The organism is Streptomyces sp. NPDC127129 (assembly GCF_042671585.1).
Taxonomy (GTDB): Bacteria; Actinomycetota; Actinomycetes; order Streptomycetales; family Streptomycetaceae; genus Streptomyces.
This window is the reverse complement of record NZ_JBHXTV010000011.1, coordinates 149,429-176,070: the sequence shown is the minus strand read 5'-3', so window position 1 is coordinate 176,070 and position 26,642 is coordinate 149,429. Positions and strand designations below refer to the sequence as shown.

Genomic DNA, 26,642 nt, shown 5'->3' with positions numbered 1-26,642 from the left:
CCGCACACCTGCTGAGCTGGGCACCACAGCGTAACCGGGTACCGGCGGATGCGTCACGGGTCGGCCGAATGCCGTCCGCCGGAGGGGAGTTGGACGGACGGCATCCGGCCGTGTGCGGGTGGCTAGGAACCCTTCCCCGACTGCTCGCGGAGCTTCTCGGCGAGTTGATGCGGCATCGGCTCGTGACGGGCGTACGAGCGGTCGAAGCGACCGGTGCCGTGCGAGATGGAGCGGAGCTCGACCGCGTACCGTCCGATCTCGATCTCGGGGACCTCGGCGCGCACCAACGTCCGCCCGGGACCGGCCTGTTCGGTGCCGACGACCCGGCCGCGGCGCCCGGAGAGATCGCTCATCACCGGCCCCACGTACTCGTCCGGGACGAGGACCTGGACCTCGGCGACCGGCTCCAGGAGCCGGATGCTCGCCTCGGCCGCCGCCTCGCGCAGCGCCAGGGCGCCCGCGGTCTGGAACGCGGCGTCGGAGGAGTCGACCGAGTGGGCCTTGCCGTCGCGCAGGGTGATCCGCACGTCCACCAGCGGATGCCCGGCGGCCACCCCGCGCGCGGCCTGGGCGCGCACGCCCTTCTCGACGGAGGGGATGAACTGGCGCGGAACCGCCCCGCCCACCACCTTGTCGACGAACTCGATCCCGCTCCCCGGCGGCAGCGGCTCGACGTCGATCTCACAGATCGCGTACTGCCCGTGGCCGCCGGACTGCTTGACGTGCCGGCCCCGCCCGGCCGAGGGCCCGCCGAAGGTCTCGCGGAGCGCCACCTTGTGCGGGACCGCGTCGACCTGTACCCCGTACCGGCTGCGCAGCCGCTCGAGCGCCACGTCCATGTGCGCCTCGCCCAGACACCACAGGACGACCTGATGGGTGTCCTGGTTCTGCTCCAGACGCATGGTCGGGTCCTCGGCGACCAGCCGCGACAGACCCTGCGAGAGCCTGTCCTCGTCGGCCTTGCTGTGGGCCTCGATCGCCAGGGGGAGCAGGGGGTCGGGCATCGTCCACGGCTCCATCAGGAGCGGATCGTCCTTGCTGGAGAGGGTGTCGCCGGTCTCCGCCCGGGCGAGCTTGGCCACGCACGCCAGGTCGCCCGCGACGCACTGGCTCAGCTGGCGCTGCTGCTTGCCGAAGGGCGAGGTCAGGGCGCCGACCCGCTCGTCGACGTCGTGGTCCTCGTGCCCGCGGTCGGTCAGCCCGTGGCCGGAGACATGGACCGTCACGTCCGGCCGCAGGGTGCCGGAGAAGACCCGGACCAGCGAGATCCGGCCGACGTAGGGGTCGGAGGCGGTCTTGACCACCTCGGCGACGAGCGGCCCCTCGGGATCACAGGTGACCGGGGGCCGCGGGACGCCGTCGGGCGTGGTCACCGCGGGCGCCTCCCGCTCCAGCGGGGTCGGGAAGCCGCGGGTGATCAGTTCGAGCAGCTCGACGGTGCCGAGCCCCTGCCTGCCGCCGTCGGAGGCGGGCGCGGCGGCCAGTACCGGATGGAAGGTGCCCCGGGCGACGGCCTTCTCCAGATCGTCGATCAGGGACTTGATGTCGATGTCCTCACCGCCGAGATAGCGGTCCATGAGGGTCTCGTCCTCGCTCTCGGCGATGATCCCCTCGATCAGCCTGTTCCGGGCCTCCGCGAGCAGCGGCCGCTGGCTCTCGTCCGGCGGGTTCTCCTGCCGGGCGCCCGTGGAGTAGTCGAAGATCCGCTCCGAGAGGAGCCCCACCAGGCCCGTCGTCGGGGCGTGCCCGTCCGGTGCCTCCGGGCCGGACAGCGGCAGGTAGAGGGGGAGTACGGCGTCGGGGTCGTCGCCGCCGAAGATGGCGGAGCAGACCGAGGTCAGCTCGTCGAAGCCGGTGCGGGCGGTGTCCAGATGCGTGACGACGATGGCGCGGGGCATGCCGACGGCCGCGCACTCCTCCCACACCATGCGGGTCGATCCGGCGACCGCGTCGGCCTCCTGGGCGGCCGAGACGACGAAGAGGGCCGCGTCCGCCGCGCGCAGACCGGCCCTCAGCTCCCCGACGAAGTCGGCGTACCCGGGGGTGTCGAGGAGATTGATCTTGACCCCGTCCCATTCCAGGGGGACGAGGGAGAGCTGTACGGAACGTTGCTGGCGGTGCTCGATCTCGTCGTGGTCGGAGAGCGTGCCGCCGTCCTCGACGCGCCCCGCCCGGTTGACCGCCCCCGCCGTCAGCGCGAGCGCCTCGACGAGTGTCGTCTTTCCCGATCCGCTGTGGCCGACCAGCACCACGTTCCGTACGGCCGAGGGCCGGTCGGCCGTTGGAGCCCTGCCGGCGGCTCCGGAGTGTGCGTTCGCCTTGTCTCCCATGAGGGGTCCTCCCGATCGCTTGCACCGCTCGCTCGCACGGTGAGGCGGGACGCGGGCGCAGGGGGAGACGCTGGGCAGCTCCGGCGGTGCCCGCGGTTGTCCTTCGAGCTTTGCACCGACGTCATGGTGCGTCCATACGTCGTACGCGACGCGGCGGGCGGGTGCCCGGCGGTTCGGCGGCAGCGTCGCTGGCTACGATGGGCGGGCCGGTGGTCATTGGGGCCGCGCGGCCCACCGAACCTCGGGAAGGCCATGCTGAACAAGTACGCGCGTGCATTCTTCACGCGTGTCCTCACACCGTTCGCCGCGTTTCTGCTCCGGCGGGGCGTCAGCCCCGACGCGGTCACGCTCATCGGCACGGCCGGAGTGATGGCGGGAGCCCTGGTCTTCTTCCCTCGCGGAGAGTTCTTCTGGGGCACGATCGTCATCACCCTCTTCGTCTTCTCCGACCTCGTCGACGGGAACATGGCCCGGCAGGCGGGGATCTCCAGCCGCTGGGGCGCGTTCCTCGACTCGACCCTCGACCGGGTCGCCGACGGCGCCATCTTCGGCGGCTTCGCGCTCTGGTACGCGGGCAGCGGCAACGACAACGTGATGTGCGCCGTCTCGATCTTCTGCCTGGCCAGCGGTCAGGTCGTCTCGTACACCAAGGCGCGAGGCGAATCGATTGGCCTGCCGGTCGCGGTCAACGGTCTGGTCGAGAGGGCCGAGCGGCTCGTGATCTCGCTGGTCGCCGCAGGCCTCGCCGGCCTGCACGGCTTCGGTGTGCCGGGCGTCGACGTCCTGCTGCCGATCGCGCTCTGGATCGTGGCGGTGGGCAGTGCGGTGACCCTCGGCCAGCGGGTGGTCACGGTACGGCGGGAATCGGCGGAGGCCGACGCGGCCGCGGACGCGCCCGGTGCGGACGCGCCCGGTGCGCGGGGGAACGAGGCGACGTCATGAGCGGGCTGCAGGACCGGCTGACCGACACCCTGTACGGGCTCGGCTGGGCGACCGTGAAGAGGCTGCCGGAGCCGGTGGCGGCCGGGCTCGGCCGGCGGATCGCCGACACCGCCTGGAAGCGGCGCGGCAAGAGCGTGCTGCGGCTGGAGTCCAACCTCGCGCGCGTGGTGCCCGACGCGGGCCCCGAGCGGCTCCGCGAGCTGTCGAAGGCCGGCATGCGCTCGTACATGCGGTACTGGATGGAGTCCTTCCGGCTGCCGACCTGGAGCCAGGAGCGGGTGGACAGCGGCTTCGACATCAAGGACGTCCACTACCTGAAGGACGGCCTCGCCTCCGGCCGAGGGGTGATACTCGCCCTGCCGCACCTGGCCAACTGGGACCTCGCCGGCGTGTGGGTGACCCGCTCCCTCGGCGTGCCGTTCACCACGGTCGCCGAACGGCTCAATCCCGAGACGCTGTACGACCGGTTCGTCGCCTACCGCGAGTCGCTGGGCATGGAGGTCCTCCCGCACTCCGGCGGCTCCGCCTTCGGGACGCTCGCGCGACGGCTGCGCGACGGCGGTCTGATCTGCCTGGTCGCCGACCGCGACCTGTCCGCCTCCGGCACCGAGGTCACCTTCTTCGGGGAGACGGCGCGGATGCCGGCCGGGCCCGCGCTGCTCGCCCAGCAGACGGGCGCGCTGCTGCTGCCGGTGACCCTCTGGTACGACGAGACCCCGGTCATGAAGGGCCGCGTTCACCCGCCCGTCGACGTACCCGAGTCAGGTACGCGGGCCGAGAAGACGTCCGTGATGACACAGGCGCTGGCCGATGCCTTCGCCGGCGGAATCGCGGACCACCCGGAGGACTGGCACATGCTGCAGCGACTGTGGCTGAAGGACCTGGAGGAGCGCCCGCCGCTCGGCGAGGAGCGGCAGTCGTGAAGATCGGCATCGTCTGCCCCTACTCGTGGGACGTGCCCGGCGGCGTCCAGTTCCACATCCGCGACCTCGCCGAGCACCTCATCCGGCTCGGGCACGAGGTCTCGGTGCTCGCCCCCGCCGACGACGAGACGCCCCTACCGCCGTACGTCGTCTCGGCGGGCCGCGCCGTGCCGGTCCCGTACAACGGCTCGGTGGCCCGGCTGAACTTCGGCTTCCTGTCGGCGGCCCGGGTACGGCGCTGGCTGCACGACGGCACCTTCGACGTCATCCACATCCACGAGCCGGCGTCGCCCTCGCTCGGCCTGCTGAGCTGCTGGGCGGCGTCGGGGCCGATCGTCGCCACCTTCCACACCTCCAACCCGCGCTCGCGGGCGATGATCGCCGCGTACCCGATCCTGCAGCCCGCGCTGGAGAAGATCAGCGCGCGGATCGCGGTGAGCGAGTACGCCCGGCGCACACTGGTCGAGCACCTCGGCGGCGACGCGGTCGTCATCCCCAACGGCGTCGACGTCGACTTCTTCGCGCGGGCCGAGCCCAGAACGGAGTGGCAGGGGCAGACCCTCGGCTTCATCGGGCGCATCGACGAGCCGCGAAAGGGCCTGCCGGTCCTGATGAAGGCGCTGCCGAAGATCCTCACGGAGCGGCCCGAGACGCGGCTCCTCGTCGCCGGGCGCGGCGACGAGGAGGAGGCGGTCGCCTCGCTGCCGCGCGAGATGCGGGAGCGCGTGGAGTTCCTCGGGATGGTCAGCGACGAGGACAAGGCGCGGCTGCTGCGCAGCGTCGACGTCTACGTCGCGCCGAACACGGGCGGCGAGAGCTTCGGCATCATCCTGGTCGAGGCGCTGTCGGCGGGCGCGCCGGTCCTCGCCTCCGACCTGGACGCCTTCGCCCAGGTCCTCGACCAGGGGGCGGCGGGCGAGCTCTTCGCCAACGAGGACGCGGACGCGCTGGCGGACGCGGCGATCCGCCTCCTCGGGGACGAGGTGCGGCGCAAGGAGCTGAGCAGGCGCGGCAGCGCGCACGTGCGGCGCTTCGACTGGTCGACGGTCGGCGCGGACATCCTCGCGGTCTACGAGACGGTGACGGACGGCGCGGCATCGGTCGCGACGGACGAACGCGTGGGCCTGCGGGCGCGGTTCGGCCTGGCCTCGCGCGACTGAGCCCCTGCCGTGGTGCCGTCCGTTCCGCCCGCGGCGGAACGGACGGGCACCGTCCACGGGGGCGGCGCCCTTTCGGGCAGGCTGGGCGTATGACCTCAACGACCGTTCAGATCCTGGACCTTGGTCACTTCGTCCGCCCCGCCGTCGAGTGGGGCGGCCCCCACGACCGCGTGGAGCCCGCGCTGGCGTATCTCGTACGCCATGAGCACGGCACCCTGCTCTTCGACACCGGCATGGGGGAGGGCTCCCCGGAGACGGACGCGCACTACCGGCCCACCCGCCATCCCCTCCCCGCCGCCGCGCGGGACGTCGACCTCGTCGTGAACTGCCACCTCCACTTCGACCACATCGGCGGGAACCCGCTCTTTCCCGACACCCCGGTCCTCGTCCAGCGCAAGGAACTCGCCACCGCACGGGCCGGCGGCTACACCCTCGGCCACCTACTCGACGGCGTGCTCTACCAGGAGATCGACGGCGAGCACGCGATCGCGCCCGGCGTCACGGTCGTCCCCACACCCGGGCACACCGAGGGGCACCAGTCCCTCGTCCTCGACCAGGGCGACCACATCACCGTCCTCGCCGGGCAGGCGTACGACGTCGCGTCCGGGTTCGGCGACCCGTACCGCCCGTGGCTCGACCGGCTCGCCGAACTCGCGGACGGGCGGACTGCCAAGGTCCGCTTCGCCCACGACCGTGACCTGTGGGAAGGGCCGCTGCCACCGCGACGGTAGCCTGTGCGCCCGTGACCCAAACCCTGATCTGGACCGTCGTCGCGCTGATCGCGATCGGCCTGTACCTCAGCTGGACCGCCGGCCGGCTCGACCGGCTGCACTCGCGGATCGACGCGGCCCGCGCCGCCCTCGACGCCCAGCTGCTGCGCCGCGCCTCGGTCGCCCAGGAGCTGGCCACCTCCGGAGTGCTCGACCCGGCCGCCTCGATCGTGCTCTACGAGGCCGCGCACGCCGCCCGGCAGGCCGAGGAGGACCAGCGCGAGGTCGCCGAGAGCGAACTGAGCCAGGCACTGCGCGCGGTGTTCGGCGAGACCGAGCAGGTCGAGGCGGTACGGGAGGCCCCCGGCGGCGAGGAGGCCGCGGGCGAACTCGCGGCGGCCGTCCGCCGTGTACCGATGGCCCGCAGGTTCCACAACGACGCCGTCCGCGCCGCACGTGCGCTGCGCCGCCACCGTACGGTGCGCTTCTTCCGGCTCGCAGGCCACGCACCGTTCCCGCTGGCCTTCGAAATGGACGACGAACCGCCCGTGGCCCTTGCTGATCGACCGTCCTGACCCTTCCGGCCTGCGAAATCAATCAAAACGATCCACCGGCTGAACATTGGCCCTTGATGTGGACTGCTGTCGGCCTGTTTCCTCATTCTTGTCTCAACACCGCTTTCACGAGTGAGGTCCCCGTGTCCACCACGCTTCCCAACAGCACCCAGTCTCCCGAGACCGGCACCGCGCGCGTCAAGCGCGGCATGGCCGAGCAGCTCAAGGGCGGCGTGATCATGGACGTGGTCAACGCCGAGCAGGCGAAGATCGCGGAGGACGCGGGCGCCGTGGCCGTCATGGCCCTGGAGCGGGTCCCCGCCGACATCCGCAAGGACGGCGGCGTCGCCCGGATGTCCGACCCGAACATGATCGAGGAGATCATCGGCGCGGTCTCGATCCCGGTCATGGCCAAGTCCCGCATCGGCCACTTCGTCGAGGCCCAGGTCCTGCAGTCCCTCGGTGTCGACTACATCGACGAGTCCGAGGTCCTCACCCCGGCCGACGAGATCAACCACTCCGACAAGTGGGCCTTCACCACCCCCTTCGTCTGTGGCGCCACCAACCTGGGCGAGGCCCTCCGCCGTATCGCCGAGGGCGCGGCCATGATCCGCTCCAAGGGCGAGGCCGGCACCGGCAACGTCGTCGAGGCCGTCCGCCACCTGCGCCAGATCAAGAACGAGATCGCCAAGCTGCGCGGCTTCGACAACAACGAGCTGTTCGCCGCCGCCAAGGAGCTGCGCGCCCCGTACGAGCTCGTCAAGGAGGTCGCCGAGCTCGGCAAGCTGCCGGTCGTGCTGTTCTCCGCCGGTGGTGTCGCCACCCCCGCCGACGCCGCGCTCATGCGCCAGCTCGGTGCCGAGGGCGTCTTCGTCGGCTCCGGCATCTTCAAGTCGGGCGACCCGGCCAAGCGCGCCGCCGCCATCGTGAAGGCCACCACCTTCTACGACGACCCGAAGGTCATCGCGGACGCCTCCCGCAACCTGGGCGAGGCCATGGTCGGCATCAACTGCGACACCCTCCCCGAGTCCGAGCGCTACGCCAACCGCGGCTGGTAAGCACCCATGACCACACCCGTCATCGGTGTCCTGGCACTCCAGGGCGACGTACGGGAGCACCTGATCGCCCTGGCCGCGGCTGACGCCGTGGCCAGGCCGGTCCGGCGCCCCGAGGAGCTCGCCGAGGTCGACGGCCTCGTCATACCGGGCGGCGAGTCCACCACCATCTCCAAGCTGGCCGTGCTCTTCGGTCTGATGGAGCCGCTGCGTGAGCGCATCGCCGCCGGCCTGCCCGTCTACGGCACCTGCGCCGGTCTGATCATGCTCGCCGACAAGATCCTCGACCCGCGCTCGGGTCAGGAGACCTTCGGCGGCATCGACATGATCGTCCGCCGCAACGCCTTTGGCCGTCAGAACGAGTCCTTCGAGGCCGGCGTCACCGTCACCGGCATCGAGGACGGCCCCGTCGAGGGCGTCTTCATCCGCGCCCCGTGGGTCGAGTCGGTCGGCGCGGAGGTCGAGGTCCTCGCCGAGCACGAGGGCCACATCGTGGCCGTACGGCAGGGGCAGGTCCTGGCGACCTCGTTCCACCCCGAACTCACCGGCGATCACCGCATTCACGCCCTGTTCGTCGACATGGTGCGCGCCGCTCGGTGACGAGGTCCCGGTAAGATCTCTGGGGTTCGTTCAGAAATGGGTTACGCGAAGGAGACAGGCAGATGTCCGGCCACTCTAAATGGGCTACGACGAAGCACAAGAAGGCCGTGATCGACGCCAAGCGCGGCAAGCTCTTCGCGAAGCTGATCAAGAACATCGAGGTCGCGGCCCGGACCGGCGGCGCCGACCTGGACGGCAACCCGACGCTGTTCGACGCCGTGCAGAAGGCGAAGAAGAGCTCGGTCCCGAACAAGAACATCGACTCGGCGATCAAGCGCGGCGGCGGCCTCGAGGCCGGCGGCGTCGACTACGAGACGATCATGTACGAGGGCTACGGTCCGAACGGTGTCGCGGTGCTCATCGAGTGCCTCACCGACAACCGCAACCGTGCCGCCTCCGACGTCCGCGTCGCCATGACCCGCAACGGCGGTTCGATGGCCGACCCGGGCTCGGTCTCGTACCTGTTCAACCGCAAGGGCGTCATCGTGCTGCCCAAGGGTGAGCTGACCGAGGACGACGTCCTCGGCGCCGTCCTCGACGCGGGCGCCGAAGAGGTCAACGACCTCGGTGAGAGCTTCGAGGTCATCAGCGAGGCCACCGACATGGTCGCCGTCCGTACCGCCCTCCAGGAGGCCGGTATCGACTACGACTCCGCCGACTCCAACTTCGTCCCGACCATGCAGGTCGAGCTGGACGAGGAGGGCGCGCGCAAGATCTTCAAGCTGATCGACGCGCTGGAGGACAGCGACGACGTGCAGAACGTCTTCGCCAACTTCGACGTCAGCGACGAGGTCATGGAGAAGGTCGACGCCTGATCAGGCCTCGTCCTCGCACACGGAGAGCGGCCCGCCGGAGAACCGGCGGGCCGCTTTTTCGACATCCCGGCCGGGTGTCAGGAATCAGCCGGGTACGGGATCACCTTCAGTCGATCCGCTTGAAGTCGCCCGAGTTCTTGACGCTCCCCGAGGCGCCGCCCGCGGCGGTGACCTTCTTCATCCGGCTGGTCCGGCCGTCCTGCCACCAGACGTTCATCGACGCCTCGTAGGTGCAGGTGTTCCGGTAGTACACCGTGGTGGTGGTCCAGCCCTCGGCCCAGGACCAGCTGAAGCAGCCGGTCTTGCCGCGGTGGATCTCCGAGGACGCCGCCTGGGCGGGCGAGCTGAGACCGACCGTGGCGAGCGCGATCGCGGCGCCCGTGACGCCGATCTTGGACATGCGACGCATGTTTCCCCCTATTGGGTTGTGCGGTCGAAAACCCTCGACCACTCGAACGTTCGCACGTCGGTCAAACGTGCGAATGTCAGTGATCATAATGAGGAACGATCATGACGGCAAGGTGAATTCGGGGCACCCCGGCGCCGCCCCGTCAGGCCGTCGGCCCGCCGGGACCCCCGTGGTCGGCCGCGGTGTCAGAGGCAGCCGGTAGCCTTCAGGCGGTTACCGAGGGATGGAGGACGAGTGCGTGTCTTGGGTGTCGACCCCGGGCTGACGCGGTGCGGCGTGGGGGTCGTCGACGGCGTGGCCGGGCGCCCTCTGACCATGCTCGGCGTCGGCGTCGTGCGCACCCCCGCGGACGATCAGATCGGCCCGCGACTCGTCCTCATCGAACAGGGCATCGAGGCCTGGATCGAGGAGTACCAGCCCGACATGGTCGCCGTGGAGCGCGTCTTCAGCCAGCACAACGTGCGTACGGTGATGGGCACCGCCCAGGCCAGCGCCGTCGCCATGCTCTGCGCGTCCCGGCGCGGCATCCCCGTCGCCCTGCACACCCCCAGCGAGGTCAAGGCGGCGGTCACCGGCAGCGGTCGCGCCGACAAGGCCCAGGTCGGAGCCATGGTGACCCGGCTGCTCCGGCTCTCGGCCCCGCCCAAGCCGGCCGACGCGGCGGACGCCCTCGCCCTGGCCATCTGTCACATCTGGCGCGCCCCGGCCCAGAACCGTCTCCAGCAGGCCGTCGCCGCCCATCACGCAACCCACGCCCCGAAAGGCCGACCCGCATGATCGCCTTCGTCAGCGGCCCGGTCGCCGCGCTCGCTCCCACCACCGCGGTCGTCGAGGTCGGCGGCATCGGCATGGCCGTCCAGTGCACGCCGAACACCATCGCCGGCCTGAGGATCGGTCAGGAGGCCCGGCTGGCCACGTCGCTGGTGGTCCGTGAGGACTCCCTGACGCTGTACGGCTTCGCCGACGACGACGAGCGTCAGGTCTTCGAACTGCTCCAGACCGCCAGCGGCGTCGGACCCCGCCTCGCCCAGGCGATGCTCGGCGTGCACAGCCCCGACGCGCTCCGCCTGGCCTTCGCCACCGGAGACGAGAAGGCTCTGACCGCCGTCCCCGGCATCGGCAAGAAGGGGGCGCAGAAACTCCTCCTCGAACTGAAGGACAAGCTGGGGCAGCCGCTCGGCACCGGCGGCCTCGTCGGCGCCCAGCGCGCGGCGACCGGTCCCGCGCCGTGGACGGAGCAGCTCTCCGCCGCCCTCATCGGCCTCGGCTACGCGTCCCGTGAGGCGGAGGAGGCGGTCGCGATGGTGACCCCGCAGGCCGAAGCCGCGATCGCCGCGGGCGGAGCGGCGCCGGTCCCCCAGCTTCTCCGCGCGGCCCTCCAAACCCTGAACCGGGCCCGCTGACGATGCCTCATCGGGCGGGGGAGCGGCCGGGAAGGAGCCCCGCGCGGCGGCCCCGGCCACGCCCCTACGCCCGCACAGACACGCACCGCACCACACCACGAAGGCAGAGACCGTGAACTGGGACGACGACACCGCACCCGCAGCCGAGGACCGCCTCGTCGGCGCCTCCGCCGACGGCGACGACCAGGCCGTCGAGGCGGCGCTGCGTCCCAAGGACCTCGACGAGTTCGTCGGCCAGGAGAAGGTCCGTCAGCAGCTCGACCTGGTCCTCAAGGCCGCCCGCCAGCGCGGCGCCACCGCGGACCACGTCCTGCTCTCCGGCGCCCCGGGTCTCGGCAAGACCACCCTCTCGATGATCATCGCCGCCGAGATGAAGGCCCCGATCCGGATCACCTCCGGCCCCGCCATCCAGCACGCCGGCGATCTCGCCGCGATCCTCTCCTCCCTCCAGGAGGGAGAGATCCTCTTCCTCGACGAGATCCACCGCATGTCCCGGCCCGCCGAGGAGATGCTCTACATGGCGATGGAGGACTTCCGCGTCGACGTCATCGTCGGCAAGGGCCCCGGAGCCACCGCCATCCCCCTGGAGCTGCCGCCCTTCACCCTGGTCGGAGCCACCACCCGGGCCGGTCTCCTGCCGCCCCCGCTCCGCGACCGCTTCGGCTTCACCGGCCACATGGAGTTCTACGACCCCGCCGAGCTGGAGCGCGTCATCCACCGCTCCGCCGGGCTCCTCGACGTCGAGATCGACACCGCCGGAGCCGCCGAGATCGCCGGCCGCTCCCGCGGCACCCCCCGCATCGCCAACCGCCTCCTGCGCCGCGTCCGCGACTACGCCCAGGTCAGGGCCGACGGCGTGATCACCCGCGAGATCGCCTCCGCCGCGCTCGGCGTGTACGAGGTGGACGCCCGCGGCCTCGACCGGCTCGACCGCGCCGTCCTCGAGGCCCTGCTCAAGCTCTTCGGCGGCGGCCCGGTCGGTCTGTCGACCCTCGCGGTGGCGGTGGGGGAGGAGCGGGAGACCGTCGAAGAGGTCGCCGAACCCTTCCTCGTACGAGAAGGACTCCTGGCGCGCACACCGCGTGGCCGCGTCGCCACTCCGGCGGCATGGGCCCACCTCGGGCTCGTTCCGCCGCAGGCAGCGGCCCCGGGCGCGCCAGGAAGCGGACAACAGGGGCTCTTCGGGGCGTGACGGCCCGGTGACGGCGCGGAGACTCGTCGGACGAGGAACCAGGGTGCGATGCTGGACGTTGTTCCAACGATGCGGACTCGCCTAGACTCCGCCGATGCCGACCTTTCTGGCCGGCACGCCCACCCCCGAAGATCAGGCCGCGGGTTCTCCGCGTCCGTGCGAAGGAAACCCGTCCCGTGAGTATCGTGACCCTCCTCCCCTTCATCGTCCTCATCGGGGCCATGTTCCTGATGACCCGCTCTGCGAAGAAGAAGCAGCAGGCGGCCGCGCAGATGCGCGACGAGATGCAGCCCGGCACCGGCGTACGGACGATCGGGGGGATGTACGCCACCGTCAAGGAAATCGGCGACGAGACCGTCCTCCTCGAGGTCGCTCCCGGCGTGCACGCCGTCTACGCGAAGAACGCCATCGGCGCGGTCCTCTCGGACGACGAGTACAACCGCATCGTCCACGGTGACGAGCCGGACGCCGAGACCGTCGTCCCGGACGACGCCTCCTCCCTGACCGAGACGGCCGACGCCGTCGAGGCGGACGAGGCCGCCGAGGACACCAAGCCCGACCTGACCAAGAAGGCCGAGGCCGTCGAGGCCGACGCCGAGGTCACCAAGGACGGCAAGGGCGACAGCGGGACCGAGGCGAAGTAGTCGCGACCGGGGACCGCGGAAACGCCCACCGGCGTCCGCGGTCCCCGGCACGGTTCCACGTCTGCGGGGGCAGGTCCCCACACACACTTTCGTGGCCGCACCGCGCACACCCGGCGCCGGGCGGTTGGACAGGGAGAAACGACAAGGTGGCAGCACCGAAGAAGGGCCGAAGGCCGGCGGGGGGCCAGAGCAGGCCGGGGCGTGCCCTGGCTCTGATCCTGATCGCCATGGTCGCGCTCACGGGCGCGATGTTCTGGTCGGGGCACACCACACCGCGGCTGGGCATCGACCTCGCCGGCGGTACCTCGATCACGCTCAAGGCGAAGGCCGAGCCGGGCAAGGAAGACGCCGTCAACGAGACCAACATGAACACCGCGGTCGGCATCATCGACCGCCGTGTCAATGGTCTGGGTGTCTCCGAGGCCGAGGTCCAGACGCAGGGCCGCGAGAACATCATCGTCAACATCCCGCGGGGTGTGGACGAGAAGCAGGCGCGTGAGCAGGTCGGTACGACCGCTCAGCTGCACTTCCGGCCGGTGCTGGCCTGGGCCCCGAGCGGTCCGGCGACCCCGACGCCGTCCGGCAGCCCCACGCCGTCCGCGTCCACGAAGCCGTCCGCCGGCTCCTCCGCGAGCCCGTCGGCCTCGGCCTCGGACGGCAAGGCCTCTCCCTCCGCGAGTGCCACCACGCAGGGCCGCGCCGTCAGCGAGGCCCTGAAGAAGGCGCCCACCCCGAGCGCCTCGGGCACCCCCTCGCCGGACGCCTCGAAGTCCCCGGACGCCTCGAAGTCACCCGGCACCACGCCGCCCTCCGACGACGCGGCGAAGCTGCAGCAGCAGTTCGCCGCGCTCGACTGCACGCCGAAGGCTCCGAAGTCCGGCGACAAGAAGGTCGTGCCGAACCCGGCCCAGGGCGTTCCCGCGGAGCAGCCCACCCTCGCGTGCGGTACCGAGGGCGACGCCAAGTACCTCCTCGGCCCGGCCGAGGTGGACGGCCGTGACGTCGACGACGCCAAGGGCGTCTTCGACCAGCAGCGCGGCATGTGGATCGTGAACATGGAGTTCACGGACGCGGGTGCCAAGAAGTTCTCGCAGATCACCGGCAAGCTCTCGCAGCAGCAGGAGCCGCAGAACCAGTTCGCGATCGTCCTGGACGGCTCGGTCGTCTCGGCCCCGTCGGTGCGGACCACGCTGAGCGCCAACGCGGAGATCTCCGGCAGCTTCAACCAGCAGTCGGCCCAGGACCTCGGCAACATCCTGTCCTACGGCGCCCTGCCGCTCTCCTTCGACACCCAGAGCGTCGACACCGTCACCGCCGCGCTCGGTGGTGAGCAGCTGGAGGCCGGTCTGATCGCCGGCGCCATCGGCCTCGCTCTCGTCGTGCTGTACCTGATCGTCTACTACCGCGGCCTGTCGCTGATCGCCCTGCTCAGCCTCGGCGTCTCGGCTCTCCTCACGTACGTGATCATGTCGCTGCTCGGCCCGGCCATCGGCTTCGCGCTGAACCTGCCGGCCGTCTGTGGCGCCATCGTGGCCATCGGTATCACCGCGGACTCGTTCATCGTCTACTTCGAACGCATCCGCGACGAGGTCCGCGAGGGCCGGACCCTGCGCCCGGCCGTCGAGCGTGCCTGGCCGCGCGCCCGCCGTACGATCCTCGTCTCCGACTTCGTGTCGTTCCTCGCCGCCGCGGTGCTCTTCGTCGTCACCGTCGGCAAGGTGCAGGGCTTCGCGTTCACCCTCGGCCTGACCACCCTGCTCGACGTGGTCGTGGTGTTCCTCTTCACCAAGCCGCTGATGACGCTGCTCGCGCGCACCAAGTTCTACGGCGAGGGCCACGCCTGGTCCGGACTGGACCCCAAGCGCCTCGGCGCCAAGCCGCCGCTGCGCCGCTCCCGTCGTGTCTCCGCCACCGTCGACTCCCCGAAGGAGGCGTGAGATGGCGAAGAAGCGCGACAGTCTCGGCGCCCGGCTCAACCGCGGTGAGGTCGCCTACGACTTCATCGGCAACCGCAAGCTCTGGTACGGCCTGTCCATCCTGATCACCATCACGGCGATCGTGGCCCTGGCCGTCCGCGGTCTGAACATGGGCATCGAGTTCCAGGGCGGTGCCGTCTTCACCACCCCGAAGTCCGAGGTCTCGGTCTCCCAGGCCCAGGAGTACGCCGAGGAGGCCTCCGGCCACCCCGCCGTCGTCCAGAAGCTCGGCAGCGGCGCGCTGCGCATCCAGGTCGGCGGCCTCGACACCGCGAAGTCCGACCAGGTCCGCTCCGAGCTCGCCAAGGACCTCAACATCGCCGAGAACAAGATCGCGGCGGAGCTGGTCGGCCCCAGCTGGGGTGAGCAGATCGCCAACAAGGCATGGACCGGTCTCGCGGTCTTCATGATCCTCGTGGTGATCTACCTGGCCATCGCCTTCGAATGGAGAATGGCGGTAGCGGCGCTCATCGCCCTGATCCACGACCTGACCATCACCGTCGGCATCTACTCGCTCGTCGGGTTCGAGGTCACGGTCGGTACGGTCATCGGTCTGCTGACGATCCTCGGCTACTCGCTGTACGACACGGTCGTGGTCTTCGACTCCCTCAAGGAGGGAACGAAGGACATCACCAAGCAGACCCGCTACACCTACAGCGATCTGGCCAACCGGTCGATCAACGGCACTCTGATCCGTTCGATCAACACCACCGTTGTGGCCCTGCTCCCGGTCGCCGGCCTGCTCTTCATCGGTGGCGGTGTCCTCGGCGCCGGCATGCTGAACGACATCTCGCTGTCGCTGTTCGTCGGCCTCGCCGCCGGCGCGTACTCCTCGATCTTCATCGCCACCCCGCTCGTCGCCGACCTCAAGGAGCGCGAGCCGGCGATGAAGGCGCTCAGGAAGCGGGTGCTCGCCAAGCGCGCCTCCGCCGCCGCCAAGGGCGAGCCCCTGGACGGCGCCGACGAGGACGCGGACGGCTTCCACGACGAGGCCGAGACCACGGTCGTCGGCCAGCGCGGCCGTCGCGGCCGCCCGTCGGAGAACCGAGGATGACCGCGGAGGCACAGGACACCACGGCCCTGCTCCTCAGCCGGATCCGGGACGTCCCCGACTACCCGAAGCCGGGCGTGCTGTTCAAGGACATCACCCCGCTGCTCGCGGACCCGGCGGCGTTCACGGCGCTGACCGACAGCCTCGCCGCGCTGTGCGTCACGCACGGCGCGACGAAGATCGTCGGCCTCGAGGCGCGCGGCTTCATCCTCGCCGCACCGGTCGCCGTCCGCGCGGGCCTGGGATTCGTCCCGGTCCGCAAGGCCGGCAAGCTGCCCGGTGCGACGCTGAAGCAGGCGTACGAGCTGGAGTACGGCACCGCCGAGATCGAGGTGCACGCCGAGGACCTGGCCGGCGGCGACCGCGTCATGGTCATCGACGACGTCCTCGCCACCGGCGGCACCGCCGAGGCCTCCATCGAGCTCGTCCGGCGCGCCGGGGCCGAGGTCGCGGGCGTCGCGGTCCTCATGGAGCTCGGCTTCCTGCCGGGCCGCGCCCGCCTGGAGCCCGCCCTGCGCGGTGCTCCGCTGGAGGCGCTGATCACGGTCTGACACCGCACCGCGCGTGTGGTGAGGGGCGCCCCGGGGAATCCCCGGGGCGCCCCGTCCGTTCTCCGGTGTATGCCCCGGAACGGGACCTTCGCGCGCGTGGTGCCCGTCTCACCCTCCGCACGCGGGAGCACGGCGGCCCCCGGCTCGATACGATGGCCTTTCCGGGCCTGACCGGGGGACCCGGTACCTCCCCCAGACTTCGTCCGGGGGGACCCCATAGGAGCGCTCTTGCCAGACGAGGCCCAGCCACTCTCCGCCGCGCAGCCCGACCCGCAGGCCGACAAGGCCCTTGCGGCGGAGCCCGCGACGCCCAAGAACAAGCCCGCGGAGAGCAGGCCCACGCCCGTGGCACCCGCCCCGGCACCGGCCTCCACGCCCAAGCCCGCACCCGCCCCCGTGACACGCTCCGGCGGCTCGTCCAACCGGGTGCGCGCACGGCTCGCCCGCCTCGGCGTCCAGCGCTCCTCCCCGTACAACCCGGTCCTCGAACCGCTGCTCCGGATCGTCCGCTCCAACGACCCGAAGATCGAGACGGCGACTCTCCGCCAGGTCGAGCGGGCGTACCAGGTCGCCGAGCGCTGGCACCGCGGCCAGAAGCGCAAGAGCGGCGACCCGTACATCACGCACCCGCTCGCCGTCACCACCATCCTCGCCGAGCTCGGCATGGACCCGGCCACGCTCATGGCCGGTCTGCTCCACGACACCGTCGAGGACACCGAGTACGGCCTGGACACCCTGCGCCGCGACTTCGGCGACCAGGTCGCCCTCCTCGTCGACGGCGTCACCAAGCTCGACAAGGTCAAGTTCGGCGAGGCCGCGCAGGCCGAGACCGTCCGCAAGATGGTCGTCGCCATGGCCAAGGACCCGCGTGTCCTGGTCATCAAGCTCGCCGACCGGCTGCACAACATGCGCACCATGCGCTACCTCAAGCGGGAGAAGCAGGAGAAGAAGGCCCGCGAGACCCTCGAGATCTACGCGCCCCTGGCCCACCGCCTGGGCATGAACACCATCAAGTGGGAGCTGGAGGACCTCGCCTTCGCGATCCTCTATCCCAAGATGTACGACGAGATCGTCCGGCTCGTCGCCGAGCGCGCCCCCAAGCGCGACGAGTACCTCGCCATAGTGACCGACGAGGTCCAGTCCGACCTGCGCGCCGCCCGCATCAAGGCCACCGTCACCGGCCGGCCGAAGCACTACTACAGCGTCTACCAGAAGATGATCGTCCGCGGCCGTGACTTCGCGGAGATCTACGACCTGGTCGGCATCCGCGTCCTCGTGGACACCGTCCGCGACTGCTACGCGGCCCTCGGCACCGTCCACGCGCGATGGAACCCGGTCCCCGGCCGGTTCAAGGACTACATCGCGATGCCGAAGTTCAACATGTACCAGTCGCTGCACACGACGGTCATCGGACCCAACGGCAAGCCCGTCGAGCTGCAGATCCGTACGTTCGACATGCACCGCCGGGCCGAGTACGGCATCGCCGCGCACTGGAAGTACAAGCAGGACCCCTCCGCCGGGGCCTCCAAGGTGCGCACCGACGTGCCGAAGAGCTCCGGCAAGGACGACCACCTCAACGACATGGCGTGGCTGCGCCAGCTGCTCGACTGGCAGAAGGAGACCGAGGACCCCGGCGAGTTCCTGGAGTCCCTCCGCTTCGACCTGTCGCGCAACGAGGTCTTCGTCTTCACCCCCAAGGGCGACGTCATAGCGCTGCCCGCCGGGGCCACCCCCGTCGACTTCTCCTACGCCGTCCACACCGAGGTCGGCCACCGCACCATAGGGGCGCGGGTCAACGGGCGGCTCGTCCCGCTCGAATCGACCCTCGACAACGGCGACCTGGTGGAGGTCTTCACCTCCAAGGCCGCCGGCGCGGGCCCGTCCCGCGACTGGCTGGGCTTCGTCAAGTCCCCGCGCGCCCGCAACAAGATCCGCGCCTGGTTCTCCAAGGAGCGCCGCGACGAGGCGATCGAGCAGGGCAAGGACGCCATCGCGCGCGCCATGCGCAAGCAGAACCTGCCCATCCAGCGGATCCTGACCGGCGACTCGCTCGTCACGCTCGCCCACGAGATGCGCTACAGCGACATCTCCTCGCTGTACGCGGCGATCGGCGAGGGTCATGTCACGGCCCAGTCCATCGTCCAGAAGCTCGTGCAGGCCCTCGGCGGCGAGGAGGCCGCCACCGAGGACATCGCCGAGACCGCCCCGCCCACCCGCGGTCGCGCCAAGCGGCGCTCCAGCGCCGACCCCGGTGTCGTCGTCAAGGGCGTCGAGGACGTCTGGGTCAAGCTGGCCCGCTGCTGCACGCCCGTACCAGGCGACCCGATCATCGGCTTCGTCACCCGCGGCAGCGGCGTCTCGGTCCACCGCAGCGACTGCGTCAACGTGGACTCGCTGTCGCGCGAGCCGGAGCGCATCCTCGAGGTCGAGTGGGCGCCCACGCAGTCCTCGGTCTTCCTGGTCGCCATCCAGGTCGAGGCCCTCGACCGCTCCCGGCTGCTCTCGGACGTCACCCGCGTCCTGTCGGACCAGCACGTCAACATCCTGTCGGCGGCCGTCCAGACCTCCCGCGACCGGGTGGCCACCTCGCGCTTCACCTTCGAGATGGGCGACCCGAAGCACCTCGGGCACGTCCTGAAGGCCGTCCGCGGCGTGGAGGGCGTCTACGACGTCTACCGCGTCACCTCGGCGCGGCGTCCGTAACAGCGCGTACGAGAAGGGCCCCGGTACCTGTGCGAGGTACCGGGGCCCTTCTCGTACGTACGCGGGATCAGCCGCCGAACTCCTGCAGACCCTTCAGGGCCTGGTCGAGGAGCGCCTGGCGGCCCTCCAGCTCACGCGCCAGCTTGTCGGCCTTGGAGTCGTTGCCCGCCGCGCGGGCCGCGTCGATCTGCTTCTGCAGCTTGTCGACGGCGTCCTGCAGCTGGCCCGTCAGACCCGCGGCACGCGCGCGTGCCTCCGGGTTCGTACGGCGCCACTCCGACTCCTCGGACTCCTGGATCGCCCGCTCCACCGCGTGCATCCGGCCCTCGACCTTCGGCCGGGCGTCGCGCGGCACATGGCCGATGGCCTCCCAGCGCTCGTTGATGGAGCGGAAGGCCGCGCGAGCCGCCTTCAGATCCGTCACCGGCACCAGCTTCTCGGCCTCGGTCGCGAGCTCCTCCTTCAGCTTGAGGTTCTCGGTCTGCTCCGCGTCCCGCTCGGCGAAGACCTCACCGCGCGCCGCGAAGAAGACGTCCTGGGCGCCGCGGAAGCGGTTCCACAGGTCGTCCTCGTGCTCGCGCTGCGCACGGCCCACGGCCTTCCACTCCGCCATCAGCTCGCGGTAGCGGGCGGCCGTGCCACCCCAGTCCGTGGAGTTCGACAGCGACTCGGCCTCGGCGACCAGCTTCTCCTTGGCCTTGCGGGCCTCCTCGCGCTGCGCGTCCAGCGAGGCGAAGTGCGCCTTGCGGCGCTTGGAGAACGCCGAGCGGGCGTGCGAGAAGCGGTGCCACAGCTCGTCGTCGGACTTCCGGTCGAGCCGCGGCAGGCCCTTCCAGGTGTCCACGAGCGCGCGCAGCCGTTCGCCGGCCGCCCGCCACTGCTCGCTCTGCGCCAGCTCCTCGGCCTCCTTGACCAGAGCCTCCTTGGCGCCGCGCGCCTCGTCGGCCTGCTTGGCCTTCTGGACCTTGCGCTCCTCACGGCGCGACTCGACCGTCTCGACCAGCTTGTCGAGCCGGGCGGTCAGCGCGGCGAGGTCACCCACGGCGTGATGCTCGTCGACCTGCTGCCGGATGTGGTCGATCGCGACCGTGGCGTCCTTCGCCGAGAGGTCGGTGGTCTTCACCCTCTTCTCGAGGAGGCCGATCTCGACAACCAGGCCCTCGTACTTGCGCTCGAAGTAGGCCAGAGCCTCCTCGGGAGTGCCGGCCTGCCACGATCCGACGACCTTCTCGCCCTCGGCTGTACGCACGTACACGGTGCCCGTCTCGTCGACGCGGCCCCACGGGTCGCTGCTCACAGCGCCTCCTCCACATGATGCCGACGAGGGGGTTGTGCCCCCTGGGCATCGTCCACAGGTTCCCGGCGGGCCTCGCCCGCCCTCAACAACGCGGATACAGGACCGCGCTGCCACAACGCCAATCTAGGCGACCGGCCGCCCGGCTGTCCGCTCTCCGCGCGACCGAAATTCAACGGTCACGCCGTGTGTCACTTCTTGGCGACCGTGGCCTTCTCGATCGTCACGGCCGTCTTGGGCGCGCCGTCCTTGGCGCCGCCCTCGACCCCGCCCTCGGCGACCTCCTCGACGACCTTCAGACCGGCCGCGTCGATCTTCCCGAAGGGGGTGAACTGGGGCGGCAGCTTCGTGTCCTTGTAGACGAGGAAGAACTGGCTGCCGCCGGTGTTCGGCTGCATCGTGTTGGCCATCGCGACCGTCCCGGCGGGGAAGGTCACCGAGCCGTCCGCGCCGGCCTTGCCCAGTGCGTCCAGGTTCTCGTCCGGGATGGTGTAGCCGGGACCGCCCGTGCCGTCGCCCTTCGGGTCACCGCACTGGAGGACGAAGATGCCCTCGGTGGTGAGCCGGTGGCACTTCGTCCCGTCGAAGTACTTCTTGTCCGCCAGATGCTTGAAGGAGTTCACCGTGTGCGGGGTCTTCGCCGCGTCCATGGTGATCCCGATGTCGCCCCGGTTCGTCTTCAGGGACATCGCGTACGTGGCCTTCTTGTCGACGGCCATCGCCGGCTCCGGCGCCTTCGACTCGGTCGCCGTGGGAGTCGGCGTCGCGGCGTCGCTCGGCGTCGCGTCATCGGCCGCGGCGGTGCTGCCCTCGCCGGTCAGCGCGACGGACGCGTACACCGCTCCGCCCGCGGCCAGCACGACGGCGAGCGAGGCCGCGATCACGGTGTTCCGGCGCTTGGCCTTGTGCCGCGCCTCCTGCCGCCGCTGCTGCTGACGCTCGTACTTCTCCCTGGCGAGCTGCCGCCGCCGCTGATCGCTGCTGACCACCGGGTCTGCTCCTTAGTCGTTCGACTGTTCCTGTCCTGGCCGGGTGTGCCCGTACCGTATACGGGTTGGCTGTGGAATACGCAGCGCCGGTAGGCTCTGATCTGCCGCTTCCGCTCCGCCGCACCCCGTGCCGGACGACATTTAAGGACGATCGTGCTGATTGCCGGGTTCCCCGCCGGGGCCTGGGGGACCAACTGCTACCTGGTCGCCCCCGCCGCAGGCGAGGAGTGCGTCATCATCGACCCGGGCCACCAGGCCGCCCAGGGTGTCGAGGAGACGCTGAAGAAGCATCGGCTCAAGCCCGTCGCCGTGGTCCTCACCCATGGACACATCGACCACGTCGCCTCGGTCGTCCCGGTCTGCGGCGCCCATGACGTACCCGCGTGGATCCACCCCGCCGACCGGTACATGATGAGCGACCCGGAGAAGGCCCTCGGCCGCTCCATCGGGATGCCCCTCATGGGCGAGCTGACCGTGGGCGAGCCGGACGACGTGCACGAGCTCACCGACGGCGCCACGCTGGACCTCGCCGGGATGGAGTTCTCCGTCGCCCATGCGCCCGGTCATACCAAGGGGTCGGTGACCTTCCAGATGCCGCAGACCACGGAGATCCCCTCCGTGTTCTTCTCGGGCGATCTGCTCTTCGCCGGCTCCATCGGACGCACCGACCTTCCCGGCGGTGACATGGACGAGATGCTCGAATCGCTGGCCCGCGTGTGCCTGCCGCTCGACAACTCGACCGTGGTGCTGTCGGGACACGGTCCCCAGACGACCATCGGCCAGGAGCGCGCCACGAACCCGTACCTGCGGGACGTGGCCGCCGGCCTCGGGAGCGCGAAGGCTCCCCGACGAGGAATGTGACGAGACGACGTTGAGCACCTTCAAGGCCCCCAAGGGCACGTACGACCTGATTCCGCCGTACTCCGCGAAGTACCTGGCGGTCCGGGACGCCATCTCCGGACCCCTGCGCAAGTCCGGCTACGGCTACATCGAGACGCCCGGCTTCGAGGACGTCAACCTCTTCGCGCGCGGTGTCGGCGAGTCCACCGACATCGTCACCAAGGAGATGTACACCCTCACGACCAAGGGCGGCTCCGAGCTGGCCCTGCGCCCCGAAGGCACCGCCTCCGTGCTGCGCGCGGCCCTTGAGGCCAGCCTGCACAAGCAGGGCAACCTGCCCGTCAAGCTCTGGTACTCCGGCTCGTACTACCGCTACGAGCGCCCGCAGAAGGGCCGCTACCGGCACTTCTCCCAGGTCGGCGCCGAGGCGATCGGTGCCGAGGACCCGGCACTCGACGCCGAGCTGATCATCCTGGCCGACGACGCGTACCGCTCGCTGGGCCTGCGGAACTTCCGCATCCTGCTGAACTCGCTCGGCGACAAGGAGTGCCGTCCCGTCTACCGGGAGGCGCTGCAGACCTTCCTGCGCGGCCTCGACCTCGACGAGGAGACGCTCCGCCGGGCCGAGATCAACCCGCTGCGGGTCCTCGACGACAAGCGCGAGTCCGTGCAGAAGCAGCTCGTCGGGGCACCGCTGCTCCGCGACTACCTGTGCGACGCGTGCAAGGCGTACCACGAGGAGGTGCGCGCCCTGATCACCGCGGCGGGCGTCGCCTTCGAGGACGACGCCAAGCTGGTGCGCGGCCTGGACTACTACACCCGGACGACCTTCGAGTTCGTCCACGACGGTCTGGGCTCGCAGTCCGCGGTCGGCGGCGGCGGCCGGTACGACGGCCTCTCCGAGATGATCGGCGGACCGGTGCTCCCGTCGGTCGGCTGGGCGCTCGGCGTGGACCGTACGGTGCTGGCCCTGGAGGCCGAGGGCGTCGAGCTGGACATCCCGGCGGCGACCAGCGTCTTCGCTGTCGCGCTCGGCGACGAGGCGCGCCGCGTCCTGTTCGGCAAGGTCACCGAACTGCGCAAGGCGGGTGTCGCGGCCGACTTCGCGTTCGGCGGCAAGGGCCTCAAGGGCGCCATGAAGGACGCCAACCGCTCGGGCGCCCGGTTCGCCGTCGTCGCTGGCGAGCGGGACCTGGCCGAGGGCGTGGTCCAGCTCAAGGACATGGAGTCCGGAGAGCAGGAGCCGGTGGCCCTGGACGCCCTGGTCGACACCGTCCGGGCGAAGCTCGCCTGACGAGGGCGGCAGACGCACGGCCCACGGCACAAGGCACACGGACGACCGGGGACCGGACCGCTTCGCGCGGACGGTCCCCGGTCGTCCTTATGTCCACCGAACGGTGGAGAGCGGGCCCCGTACGGCAGAATGACCGTGGCCACAAGCCCGCGAGTGATGGATCGGGGATATGACAGACACGGCGGTTGACGAGTCGGCACGCGGCACGATCGGCGCGAGCCGTGCCCTGGCCTGGCTGCTGGTGATCACCGGTGCCGCCGGTCTGCTCGCCGCGTGGGTCATCACGATCGACAAGTTCAAGCTCCTCGAGGACCCGAACTTCACCCCCGGCTGCAGCCTCAACCCGATCGTCTCGTGCGGCAACATCATGAAGAGCGACCAGGCCTCGGTCTTCGGCTTCCCGAACCCGATGCTCGGCCTCGTCACGTACGCCATGGTGATCGCCATCGGCGTCGGCCTCCTCGCCGGCGCCCGCTACCGCCGCTGGTACTGGCTCGGACTGAACGCGGGCACGCTGTTCGGCGTCGGGTTCTGCACCTGGCTCATGCAGCAGTCGCTCTACGAGATCAACGCGCTCTGCCTCTGGTGCTGCCTCGCCTGGGCCGCCACGATCATCATGTTCTGGTACGTGACCTCGCACAACGTCCGCAAGGGCGTCATCCCGGCGCCCCAGGGCCTGCGGAACTTCTTCGACGAGTTCACCTGGGTGCTCCCCGTCCTGCACATCGGGATCATCGGCATGCTGATCCTCACGCGCTGGTGGGACTTCTGGACGAGCTGACGAGCTGACGGGCTGACGGGCCGCGAGCTCGGGGCGCGGGCCGCGCTGTCAGTGCTCTGACTTAGGCTTCATGGCGTGGAGCCCGACCTCTTTACCGCAGCCGCCGAAGAACGCCAGGAGAAGGACCCGTCCAGCAGCCCCCTGGCCGTACGGATGCGTCCGCGCACCCTGGACGAGGTCCTCGGCCAGCAGCATCTGCTCAAGCGCGGCTCGCCGCTGCGGCGGCTCGTCGGCGAGGGCGACGGAGGCCCGGCTGGCGCCTCGTCCGTGATCCTCTGGGGTCCGCCGGGCATCGGGAAGACGACCCTGGCGTACGTGGTCTCGAAGGCGACCAACAAGCGCTTCGTGGAGCTCTCCGCGATCACGGCGGGCGTCAAGGAGGTCCGGGCCGTCATCGAGGGCGCGCGGCGCGCCGCCGGCGGCTTCGGCAAGGAGACCGTCCTCTTCCTCGACGAGATCCATCGCTTCTCCAAGGCCCAGCAGGACTCGCTGCTCCCGGCGGTGGAGAACCGCTGGGTGACGCTCATCGCCGCGACGACCGAGAACCCGTACTTCTCTGTCATCTCGCCGCTGCTCTCCCGCTCCCTGCTGCTCACGCTCGAACCGCTCACCGACGACGACCTGCGCGATCTGCTCAAGCGGGCCCTCACCGAGGACCGGGGTCTCGGCGGCGCGGTCACCCTGCCCGAGGACGCCGAGGCCCATCTGCTGCGGATCGCCGGCGGCGACGCGCGGCGCGCGCTGACCGCCCTGGAGGCGGCCGCGGGCTCGGCACTCGCCAAGGGCGAGCCGGAGATCACCCTCCAGACGGTCGAGGAGACCGTCGACCGGGCGGCGGTGACGTACGACCGGGACGGCGACCAGCACTACGACGTGGCCAGCGCCCTCATCAAGTCGATCCGCGGCTCGGACGTGGACGCGGCGCTGCACTATCTGGCCCGGATGATCGAGGCGGGGGAGGACCCACGGTTCATCGCCCGCCGGCTGATGATCTCGGCCAGCGAGGACATCGGCCTGGCCGACCCGACCGCTCTGCCGACGGCCGTGGCGGCCGCCCAGGCCGTCGCCATGATCGGCTTCCCCGAGGCGGCGCTGACCCTGAGCCACGCCACGATCGCGCTGGCCCTGGCCCCCAAGTCGAACGCGGCGACCACCGCGATCTTCGCGGCCCAGGCGGACGTGCGGAACGGCCTCGCGGGCGCGGTCCCGCCGCACCTGCGCGACGGGCACTACAAGGGCGCGGCCAAGCTGGGCCACGCCCAGGGGTACGTGTACCCGCACGACGTCCCGGGCGGCATCGCGGCGCAGCAGTACGCGCCGGACGAGGTCCACGGCAGGCGCTACTACGAGCCGACGCGCTACGGGGCGGAGGCGCGGTACGCGGACGTGGTGGAGAAGGTGCGGGAACGGCTGCGCGGCGACGGCTGAGGGCAGCACCCGGGCGCGTGCACGAGGCCCCGGCCGACCCGGTACACTCGTGCGGAGTGCTGCGTCCCGTGTCCGGCTTCGGCCGGCGCCACCAGAACGGGACAGGCAGCCGGAGACCCGCCTCGCGCGGAATCTCCAGGAGCGTCGCGCACCTTCGAAGGTGTCGCGGGCAACCCATCACCTCCCCGGACCCCCGGGACCAGGCGATGGGCCGTTCGCGTGCTGCACGTATGTGCCCAGACCAGGGAGCGGCTGCCCGTCAGGTCCTCGACGACCGTACGGGTTTCCCCGGCTGCGGATGCGACCTCCTCTAACCCTGGTGAAGCCGTATTCGTACAGATAGAGAGGTTGGTTCATGCCGAACCAGTCCCGTCCCAAGGTCAAGAAGTCGCGTGCCCTCGGCATCGCGCTGACCCCCAAGGCCGTCAAGTACTTCGAGGCCCGCCCCTACCCGCCGGGCGAGCACGGCCGTGGCCGCAAGCAGAACTCGGACTACAAGGTCCGTCTGCTCGAGAAGCAGCGTCTGCGTGCGCAGTACGACATCAGCGAGCGCCAGATGGCGCGCGCCTACGACCGCGCCAAGAAGGCCGAAGGCAAGACGGGCGAGGCGCTGGTCGTCGAGCTCGAGCGTCGCCTCGACGCCCTGGTCCTGCGTTCGGGCATCGCCCGCACCATCTACCAGGCCCGCCAGATGGTCGTGCACGGTCACATCCAGGTCAACGGTGGCAAGGTCGACAAGCCGTCGTTCCGCGTCCGTCCCGACGACGTCGTGATGGTCCGCGAGCGCTCCCGCGAGAAGCCCCTGTTCCAGGTGGCCCGTGAGGGTGGCTTCGCCGCCGACGGCGAGACCCCGCGCTACCTGCAGGTCAACCTGAAGGCCCTGGCCTTCCGCCTCGACCGCGACCCGAACCGCAAGGAAATCCCGGTCATCTGCGACGAGCAGCTGGTCGTCGAGTACTACGCCCGCTGATCAAGGGGCCGTAGTACCACCCTCGCGG

General features: G+C 70.6%; 25 protein-coding genes. 21 read left to right on the top strand and 4 right to left on the bottom strand.

All coding sequences use genetic code 11. From position 1 onward, the window contains the following. Positions 1–122: 122 nt before the first annotated feature. Positions 123–2,330 (bottom strand): elongation factor G-like protein EF-G2, encoded by a 2,208-nt coding sequence (locus tag ACFVGW_RS22110; protein ID WP_385853195.1) that lies wholly within the window; start codon positions 2,328–2,330, stop codon positions 123–125. 252 nt (positions 2,331–2,582) lie between these two features. Here ACFVGW_RS22110 and pgsA point away from each other — a divergent pair, with 252 nt between their 5' ends. From pgsA to ACFVGW_RS22070, 8 genes are all read left to right on the top strand, one after another. After that, positions 2,583–3,272 carry a phosphatidylinositol phosphate synthase gene (pgsA, locus tag ACFVGW_RS22105; protein WP_385853194.1) on the top strand — a complete coding sequence of 230 codons (690 nt, stop codon included), beginning with the start codon at positions 2,583–2,585 and terminating at the stop codon, positions 3,270–3,272. Further along, positions 3,269–4,195, top strand: coding sequence for a phosphatidylinositol mannoside acyltransferase (locus ACFVGW_RS22100; RefSeq protein ID WP_385853193.1), 927 nt, complete (start codon positions 3,269–3,271; stop codon positions 4,193–4,195). The genes pgsA and ACFVGW_RS22100 overlap by 4 nt, the downstream gene beginning before the upstream one ends. Next, complete coding sequence (locus ACFVGW_RS22095) at positions 4,192–5,355, top strand: glycosyltransferase family 4 protein (RefSeq protein WP_383224922.1); 1,164 nt, start codon at positions 4,192–4,194, stop codon at positions 5,353–5,355. Before ACFVGW_RS22100 ends, ACFVGW_RS22095 begins: the two co-directional genes overlap by 4 nt. Before the next feature lie 89 nt (positions 5,356–5,444). Further along, on the top strand, positions 5,445–6,086 hold the full coding sequence (locus tag ACFVGW_RS22090; RefSeq protein ID WP_385853192.1) for an MBL fold metallo-hydrolase: 642 nt from the start codon (positions 5,445–5,447) through the stop codon (positions 6,084–6,086). Positions 6,087–6,097: 11 nt separating this feature from the next. Further along, positions 6,098–6,640 (top strand): hypothetical protein, encoded by a 543-nt coding sequence (locus tag ACFVGW_RS22085; protein WP_383224926.1) that lies wholly within the window; start codon positions 6,098–6,100, stop codon positions 6,638–6,640. 188 nt (positions 6,641–6,828) lie between these two features. Then, a complete protein-coding gene (gene pdxS, locus ACFVGW_RS22080) occupies positions 6,829–7,677 on the top strand; it encodes a pyridoxal 5'-phosphate synthase lyase subunit PdxS (RefSeq protein ID WP_229861018.1) in 849 nt (282 codons plus the stop codon). Positions 7,678–7,683: 6 nt separating this feature from the next. Beyond that, positions 7,684–8,274, top strand: a complete 591-nt coding sequence (gene pdxT, locus ACFVGW_RS22075; protein ID WP_352186528.1) for a pyridoxal 5'-phosphate synthase glutaminase subunit PdxT — start codon at positions 7,684–7,686, stop codon at positions 8,272–8,274. A 62-nt stretch (positions 8,275–8,336) separates the two neighbouring features. Then, on the top strand, positions 8,337–9,089 hold the full coding sequence (locus tag ACFVGW_RS22070) for a YebC/PmpR family DNA-binding transcriptional regulator (protein ID WP_158985482.1): 753 nt from the start codon (positions 8,337–8,339) through the stop codon (positions 9,087–9,089). Between the two features lie 106 nt (positions 9,090–9,195). Here the strand turns inward: ACFVGW_RS22070 and ACFVGW_RS22065 are convergent, their stop codons facing one another. Then, the gene (locus ACFVGW_RS22065) at positions 9,196–9,489 is read right to left on the bottom strand and encodes a hypothetical protein (protein WP_352186529.1); all 294 of its coding nucleotides are present in this window, start codon (positions 9,487–9,489) and stop codon (positions 9,196–9,198) included. Between the two features lie 243 nt (positions 9,490–9,732). Between ACFVGW_RS22065 and ruvC the strand changes: the two genes are divergently transcribed. The 8 genes from ruvC (at position 9,733) to ACFVGW_RS22025 (ending at position 19,018) form a co-directional block, all read left to right on the top strand. Then, positions 9,733–10,275: a crossover junction endodeoxyribonuclease RuvC gene (gene ruvC, locus ACFVGW_RS22060; RefSeq protein ID WP_383224930.1), complete on the top strand. Its 543-nt coding sequence runs from the start codon at positions 9,733–9,735 to the stop codon at positions 10,273–10,275. Then, positions 10,272–10,901: a Holliday junction branch migration protein RuvA gene (gene ruvA, locus ACFVGW_RS22055; protein ID WP_385853191.1), complete on the top strand. Its 630-nt coding sequence runs from the start codon at positions 10,272–10,274 to the stop codon at positions 10,899–10,901. The genes ruvC and ruvA overlap by 4 nt, the downstream gene beginning before the upstream one ends. A gap of 112 nt (positions 10,902–11,013) precedes the next feature. Then, on the top strand, positions 11,014–12,093 hold the full coding sequence (ruvB, locus tag ACFVGW_RS22050; protein ID WP_352186532.1) for a Holliday junction branch migration DNA helicase RuvB: 1,080 nt from the start codon (positions 11,014–11,016) through the stop codon (positions 12,091–12,093). A gap of 176 nt (positions 12,094–12,269) precedes the next feature. Beyond that, positions 12,270–12,737 (top strand): preprotein translocase subunit YajC, encoded by a 468-nt coding sequence (gene yajC, locus ACFVGW_RS22045; RefSeq protein WP_383224934.1) that lies wholly within the window; start codon positions 12,270–12,272, stop codon positions 12,735–12,737. 146 nt (positions 12,738–12,883) lie between these two features. Next, positions 12,884–14,674 carry a protein translocase subunit SecD gene (gene secD / locus ACFVGW_RS22040; protein ID WP_383295789.1) on the top strand — a complete coding sequence of 597 codons (1,791 nt, stop codon included), beginning with the start codon at positions 12,884–12,886 and terminating at the stop codon, positions 14,672–14,674. Between the two features lies 1 nt (position 14,675). After that, the gene (gene secF / locus ACFVGW_RS22035) at positions 14,676–15,767 is read left to right on the top strand and encodes a protein translocase subunit SecF (RefSeq protein WP_352186535.1); all 1,092 of its coding nucleotides are present in this window, start codon (positions 14,676–14,678) and stop codon (positions 15,765–15,767) included. Continuing rightward, the gene (locus tag ACFVGW_RS22030; RefSeq protein ID WP_385853190.1) at positions 15,764–16,315 is read left to right on the top strand and encodes an adenine phosphoribosyltransferase; all 552 of its coding nucleotides are present in this window, start codon (positions 15,764–15,766) and stop codon (positions 16,313–16,315) included. Before secF ends, ACFVGW_RS22030 begins: the two co-directional genes overlap by 4 nt. A gap of 228 nt (positions 16,316–16,543) precedes the next feature. Then, a complete protein-coding gene (locus tag ACFVGW_RS22025) occupies positions 16,544–19,018 on the top strand; it encodes a RelA/SpoT family protein (protein WP_383225727.1) in 2,475 nt (824 codons plus the stop codon). 67 nt (positions 19,019–19,085) lie between these two features. Here the strand turns inward: ACFVGW_RS22025 and ACFVGW_RS22020 are convergent, their stop codons facing one another. After that, the gene (locus tag ACFVGW_RS22020) at positions 19,086–20,315 is read right to left on the bottom strand and encodes a DUF349 domain-containing protein (protein ID WP_383225729.1); all 1,230 of its coding nucleotides are present in this window, start codon (positions 20,313–20,315) and stop codon (positions 19,086–19,088) included. Positions 20,316–20,503: 188 nt separating this feature from the next. Further along, entirely contained in the window at positions 20,504–21,301 is a 798-nt protein-coding gene (locus ACFVGW_RS22015) for a peptidylprolyl isomerase (protein ID WP_385853189.1), read from the bottom strand. Between the two features lie 153 nt (positions 21,302–21,454). On the opposite strand from ACFVGW_RS22015, the gene ACFVGW_RS22010 reads away from it, so the two are divergent. The 5 genes from ACFVGW_RS22010 (at position 21,455) to rpsD (ending at position 26,614) form a co-directional block, all read left to right on the top strand. Beyond that, positions 21,455–22,162 (top strand): MBL fold metallo-hydrolase, encoded by a 708-nt coding sequence (locus ACFVGW_RS22010; RefSeq protein WP_352186540.1) that lies wholly within the window; start codon positions 21,455–21,457, stop codon positions 22,160–22,162. A 10-nt stretch (positions 22,163–22,172) separates the two neighbouring features. Next, a complete protein-coding gene (gene hisS / locus ACFVGW_RS22005; RefSeq protein ID WP_352186541.1) occupies positions 22,173–23,435 on the top strand; it encodes a histidine--tRNA ligase in 1,263 nt (420 codons plus the stop codon). A 169-nt stretch (positions 23,436–23,604) separates the two neighbouring features. After that, positions 23,605–24,216, top strand: coding sequence for a vitamin K epoxide reductase family protein (locus tag ACFVGW_RS22000; protein ID WP_352186542.1), 612 nt, complete (start codon positions 23,605–23,607; stop codon positions 24,214–24,216). Positions 24,217–24,291: 75 nt separating this feature from the next. After that, positions 24,292–25,644, top strand: coding sequence for a replication-associated recombination protein A (locus ACFVGW_RS21995; RefSeq protein ID WP_383225733.1), 1,353 nt, complete (start codon positions 24,292–24,294; stop codon positions 25,642–25,644). A 355-nt stretch (positions 25,645–25,999) separates the two neighbouring features. After that, positions 26,000–26,614, top strand: coding sequence for a 30S ribosomal protein S4 (gene rpsD, locus ACFVGW_RS21990; protein WP_158985446.1), 615 nt, complete (start codon positions 26,000–26,002; stop codon positions 26,612–26,614). Positions 26,615–26,642 lie beyond the last annotated feature (28 nt).

Coding starts and splice junctions, on each gene's coding strand:
- ACFVGW_RS22110 (WP_385853195.1), bottom strand. CDS start 2,330: ATGGGAGACAAGGCGAACGCACACTCCGGAGCCGCCGGCAGGGCTCCA.
- pgsA (WP_385853194.1), top strand. CDS start 2,583: ATGCTGAACAAGTACGCGCGTGCATTCTTCACGCGTGTCCTCACACCG.
- ACFVGW_RS22100 (WP_385853193.1), top strand. CDS start 3,269: ATGAGCGGGCTGCAGGACCGGCTGACCGACACCCTGTACGGGCTCGGC.
- ACFVGW_RS22090 (WP_385853192.1), top strand. CDS start 5,445: ATGACCTCAACGACCGTTCAGATCCTGGACCTTGGTCACTTCGTCCGC.
- pdxS (WP_229861018.1), top strand. CDS start 6,829: ATGGCCGAGCAGCTCAAGGGCGGCGTGATCATGGACGTGGTCAACGCC.
- pdxT (WP_352186528.1), top strand. CDS start 7,684: ATGACCACACCCGTCATCGGTGTCCTGGCACTCCAGGGCGACGTACGG.
- ACFVGW_RS22070 (WP_158985482.1), top strand. CDS start 8,337: ATGTCCGGCCACTCTAAATGGGCTACGACGAAGCACAAGAAGGCCGTG.
- ACFVGW_RS22065 (WP_352186529.1), bottom strand. CDS start 9,489: ATGTCCAAGATCGGCGTCACGGGCGCCGCGATCGCGCTCGCCACGGTC.
- ruvA (WP_385853191.1), top strand. CDS start 10,272: ATGATCGCCTTCGTCAGCGGCCCGGTCGCCGCGCTCGCTCCCACCACC.
- secF (WP_352186535.1), top strand. CDS start 14,676: ATGGCGAAGAAGCGCGACAGTCTCGGCGCCCGGCTCAACCGCGGTGAG.
- ACFVGW_RS22030 (WP_385853190.1), top strand. CDS start 15,764: ATGACCGCGGAGGCACAGGACACCACGGCCCTGCTCCTCAGCCGGATC.
- ACFVGW_RS22000 (WP_352186542.1), top strand. CDS start 23,605: ATGACAGACACGGCGGTTGACGAGTCGGCACGCGGCACGATCGGCGCG.
- rpsD (WP_158985446.1), top strand. CDS start 26,000: ATGCCGAACCAGTCCCGTCCCAAGGTCAAGAAGTCGCGTGCCCTCGGC.